Raw genomic sequence first — 5238 nt, 5'->3', positions numbered from 1 at the left:
CCGAGATTTCAAAGATGCCGTTTCCTTTATCCAATATGATTTTTGGGGTATCTTCAGTGCCTTCTAAATTAAGTATTTCCATTTTATGTTAATTTAAAAAAATAGTGATTCAGAATAATTTTTAAACTCTAGCTATTGAGGATTTTAGGCAAAAGAACGAATCTCCGTCTTCCATGTCAAGAAACTCATACTCCAGTTTTCTGCCAGACTTCCTGGCCATATCTACGAAACCAAGGCCAGCTCCTCCTTTGTCAGAGATTTCAGTGTTCTTGATAATGTCCTTATATAAAGTTTTTAAGCCTTCTTTGTCCAGACTGTTGATCTGATCCAGTTTGCCTTTCAGGCCTTCCACTTTATCTCTTTTGATTGGATTGCCGGAAACGATGATGTATTCGTTGTCCTGTTTACCAATCATAAATACTGCAGAATGATTATTCTCAACGTCATCAGCATGCTTAACTATATTTTGAAGGCACTCTACCATTACGTTGAATACCTTACGTTTAATGCTGGATTCCTCACCAGATGAATCCATATTTCTTTCAGCCATGGCCAATACTGATTTGGTAATTTCCTGGGTAAATTCACCTTCATAAACCAAGATGAGGTTTTGCTCCAACATGGTTTGGTGTAAATCGAAAATATACTTCATAAGTCGTTATATGTTTATTCTTATTGCCGATTAATTGTTTGTGTCATTTTTCAGTTAAGCCTACGGCCATAATTTTCTCCAAAATAGTACTTTTAATCTATAAGTTCTAAAATTTTATTCCGATTAATAGCACATCATCAGTTTGTTTCTCATCTGCCTTCCAGTCTTCCCACTCGTTATCAAAATCTTTGAAGGCCTCTTTCATTGGCTTGTGATGTATTTTGGTAATTAATTCCCTCAGGCGCTTAGGTCCGAATTTCCTGTTATTAGGCCCTCCGAACTGATCCGGGAACCCGTCAGAGCAGAAGTAAATGGAGTCACCTTTGTCCAGGGTCATCTTATAGTTGGTGAAGTTGGTCTGGTTTTTATAGATACCTCCACCAATAGCAAACTTATTGCCTTTGATTTCTTCCATTTCTCCCTTCTTCATTACATAAAGCGGTCTGTGTGCACCTGCATATTCTACTTTTCTGGAGTCAGTATTGATTTTGCAAAGTGCGATGTCCATTCCGTCTTTTGTTTTCGAGTCATCCTGATCCTGTCTCAGTGTGGTTGTAACACCTTCATCCAGTTGGTCAAGAATGATTCCCGGGTCAGAGATCTTTCTACTGCGTACTATATCATTTAATAAGAAGTAGCCGATCAATGATAGTAAGGCTCCAGGCACACCGTGACCGGTACAATCCACAGCAGCCATATAAATGTCGTTACCTACCTGTACATACCATGGGAAGTCACCACTTACCACATCCTTAGGTTTATATAAAATGAACGAGTCTGGTAACACCCTGTTTATGACAGCAGTGTTAGGCAGTATGGCATTCTGGATGCGTTTGGCGTAGTTAATACTGTCGGCGATCTTTTTATTCTTATTCTGGATCTCCAGTTCGATCATTTTACGCTCAGTGATGTCGTGTGATACCACCAGTACAGACTCGAGGTGGTCTGTCTCATCATATTCCGGAATGGCATTTACCTGCATTACGCGGTCTCCCATTTCAGAAGGGAAGTCCATTTCAGTGGCTACTTTGGAGTTCGAGGCATTTACCTGCTCTACAATGGTAAGCCAGGTTTCCAGTATCCTTTCGTTGAGGTCAGTTTCTCCTACTTTATGGTTGAGGTAATCAGCAGGTGTTTTGCCTGTATACTCTTCAATGACCGGGTTAATATAGGATATTGTCTCATTTTCAAGCCTTGTAATAAGATCCGGAGAGTTTTCAGAAAGGGCCTGCATTTTACTCCTCATTCTTTGTTCCTGCTCTGCCCTTCTTCTTTCTGTAATATCAGTTGAGTTCACGATCAAGCCGTGAATAGCCGGGTTCGACATAAAGTTTGTTCCGGTTGATTCGAGCCAGATGTAATTACCTTCCTTGGTCTGGTATTCGTACTGTATGGTTACCTGATCGTCAGGGTTGGCTTTAAGCTCTTTAAACATGTTCTTAAAGGCTTCAACGGCATCAGGATGTACCTTGTCCACATCGGCGGTACCCATCATTTCTTTCTGTGAGTAACCCAATATCGGCTCAACTGAAGGGCTTATGTATCTGATAGTTTCATCTTCTTCGTAGATAGTGATCACCTCAGATGCATTTTCAAGCAGTAACTGCATACGTTTTTGTGTGCGGTTTACCTCTTCTATCTGCTCTTCCAGTTTTACGTTTGACTTTTGCAGCTCTTCCTGAGTTGCCTGCATTTCTTCCGCATTTTGTCTCAGGATCTCCTGCTTCTCCTGCAGCTCAGAACTCATCGCCTGAGATTCTTCGAGAAGCTTTCTGGTTCGCTCATTCACTTTGATGTTAAATACTGTTCTTGCCAGTATTAAACTTAGTTCTTCTACAAACTTAACCTTACCCTGATCAAACTTGCCAAAACCGGCAAACTCCAGTACTCCGTAAACTTTTTCATCCGTGATCAATGGAACTATGAGTATACAGCCTGGTCTTTGATCGCCCAGAATACCGGAAGTTATGGTTACATAGTTTTTCGGTATTTCAGTTCTTAAAACAGTGTCTTTCTCTGCTGCGGCCTGTCCTACAAGTCCTTCTGCAAATTTAAAGCTGACTTCAAGGTGTTTTTTACGATTGTAAGCGTAGCTTGACATCATGGTCAGCACCATTTCCTCCTCATCGCTGTCATCATTGATCACATAGAAAGCACCTTGAACAGCACCGATCTTATCAATAATGTATTTGATGGTTTCATCTCCTAATTGCTCAAGGTTGTCATGGGCACGAAGGATCTCTCCGATTTCAGCGACCCCGGTAACGATCCAGTTTCTTTGCTTGTCCCTCTTTTCTGCTTCAATAAGGTTATCACGCATGTTAACCAGTGAAATACCCAGAGCATCTTCTTCGCTGATAGGTTTATAATCGGCATCAAAGTTACCTTCACCGATTTGCTGGGCAAAGTGTGCGGTCCCCTTCAAGGTCTGTACGAGGTCATCCAGGCTGAGCGCCATCATCCCTATCTCATCATTCGACCTCTTTTCCACTTTTTCAGGAAGAATTCCATTACCTACCAGTTCAAGGTTCTTTTTCAGGTAAAGCAGAGGATTAATAAGATATCTGGAGAAAATCAGTGATAGCAGTGTCGCCAGTACAACAATGATAAAACCAATGATGAGGAAATAATAGAGCTGACTTTCTGATTCAGCAAATATTTCTTCAGTGTCGATTTTTGCAATTAGTCCCCAGTTAATATTTGGAATGTATCTCCAGGCAGTTACTACTTCATTACCTTTATGGTCTGTTCTTACTCCTGATCCCGATCCTCCGCGGGTGGCTTCCTGTACTGCACGGCCCTTTTCAATACCATCTCTCATGGCACCTGCAGAAGTAATGGTGTCATTTCGGGAGGTATGTAAAAAGTTGATTCTTTCTGCTAGTGTATCAACCCTGGCCAAAAGTATCTCTCCTGTGTTTAAGAGGCCGGTAGTGTCCTGGATGATAGCATATACTTCACTCATATCTATTTCTATAAATAGGAGTGACTTATCATTGGCATGATTTACAGGGGCGCCGGCAAACATGTAGTATTTACCATTCTCGTCGTTTTTGGAAACATTGCTAAAGTAAATGCCTTGAGAGGACTGGCTTAGCATTTGTCCGTCTACATCTTCCAGGTTAGAGTCCTTACCCAGTTTTGGATTTGTAGAATAGGTTATTACACCATTGGATGCAGTTATGTAGACATTTTCGTAGCCATAGCTTTGTTTTACTTCATTTAAAAAGCCATTAACATCGTAATTGACTTTTGGCTCAGGCTCCATTGTCCCACCCATGTCAAAACCGCCTGACATATCCATGCCAAAGTCGGCAGGCTCCTCTTCAAAGCCGAAACCACCGGCAGTTGTGTCTTCTTCAAACGAAGGCTCAGGGACGGCATTTAAAGAAGGTGAGGCTCCTTCCTTAATCGTCTTTGTTTCCTTCAGAAGGTTCAGGTTTGCAATGACATGGTCATAATAAGCACCGATCTTGTCTGCACGGTTCTCGGCTATTACACTTAAGCTCTTTTCATACCTGGCTACAATGGTGTCTGTAGTAAGCTTGTACGATAATATGCTAATAGCAGCAACAGCCAGAATTACGACTGTGGCCACTAGTGCCGTTATCTTGGTACTGATCGTTAATTTTTTGAACATAAATTTTCAATATGTTTTTAAGCCTCTTTATTTTTCTTTCTTGGTAGACTTCCCTGATTTATCCTCAGCTTCGCTATCTTTTGAATCTTCCTTTTCAGCAGTTTCAGAATTTTTTACGGTTTTGGATGTTCCAAATAGCTTTTGTGTCATTTGCTTAAAAGCAGCTCCAACCATTTCCGCGTCAGTTTTACCCAGATCGGTAAAGGATGCAATTTCCACTACACCATATAGTTTGTCCCCATTTTTTATGGGCACTACCAGCAAGTGAGTAGGGGTTGCACTCCCCAGGCCGGAAACTATCTTTATATAACCTTCAGGAATATCATCAATAATAAGTGTCTTTTCCTCCAGGGCAGCTTGTCCTACAAGCCCTTCTCCGTATTCAAATCTGATAGTTTCAGATTCTCCGAGTATAAGGGCATATGATGCCTTCATTTCAACCATGCGCTTATCACCTTCCTGGGCTGTAGTATAAAAGGCTCCAATGCCTGCGTCCAGATGCTTGCAAATGTATGTTAATATAGATTTTGCAAGCCGGGACTCATCAGATTCTTTGGAAACTATGTCTTTTATGACACTTATATCAAGTGTGTGGCTGTTTTCGTCATCTTCGCCATCTCCCTGACCGTCCTGGGTGCGGGTCGATTTCTTCTTTTCCACATAAATGACTTCGGAGCTTCGCTTGTTCAGGGAAATTACAAGGGCGCCCATGCCCACAATCATTGTTATCCCTACCACCACATATAATTTAACAAAGACAGGGCCCGCAGCTTTCAGGTCCCCTGCACTTAATACCTGACTGCCATAGACCAGATCATCAGGCAATTGGAATAGCTCATAAGCGGTGAAAATCATACATGCTGAATATATAGCAATCAGAACAATGCTTAATTTTCTATATTCGAACTTCATCCTAATTTATTTATATTGTTTGTTTAATTCGGTA

3 protein-coding genes are annotated in these 5238 nt (G+C 41.3%); all 3 read right to left on the bottom strand.

Features of this window, described 5'->3' with window-relative positions:
* Positions 1 to 121: 121 nt before the first annotated feature.
* Positions 122 to 652 (bottom strand): SiaB family protein kinase, encoded by a 531-nt coding sequence (locus E1163_RS02630; protein WP_155169177.1) that lies wholly within the window; start codon positions 650 to 652, stop codon positions 122 to 124.
* Between the two features lie 106 nt (positions 653 to 758).
* On the bottom strand, positions 759 to 4292 hold the full coding sequence (locus tag E1163_RS02625) for a PAS domain S-box protein (protein WP_155169175.1): 3534 nt from the start codon (positions 4290 to 4292) through the stop codon (positions 759 to 761).
* A gap of 27 nt (positions 4293 to 4319) precedes the next feature.
* Positions 4320 to 5204: a GAF domain-containing protein gene (locus E1163_RS02620; protein WP_155169173.1), complete on the bottom strand. Its 885-nt coding sequence runs from the start codon at positions 5202 to 5204 to the stop codon at positions 4320 to 4322.
* Positions 5205 to 5238: the final 34 nt, after the last annotated feature.

The organism is Fulvivirga kasyanovii, from assembly GCF_009711405.1.
In the GTDB taxonomy this organism is placed as follows: Bacteria; Bacteroidota; Bacteroidia; order Cytophagales; family Cyclobacteriaceae; genus Fulvivirga; species Fulvivirga kasyanovii.
This window is presented reverse-complemented; position numbering and strand designations above follow the sequence as displayed.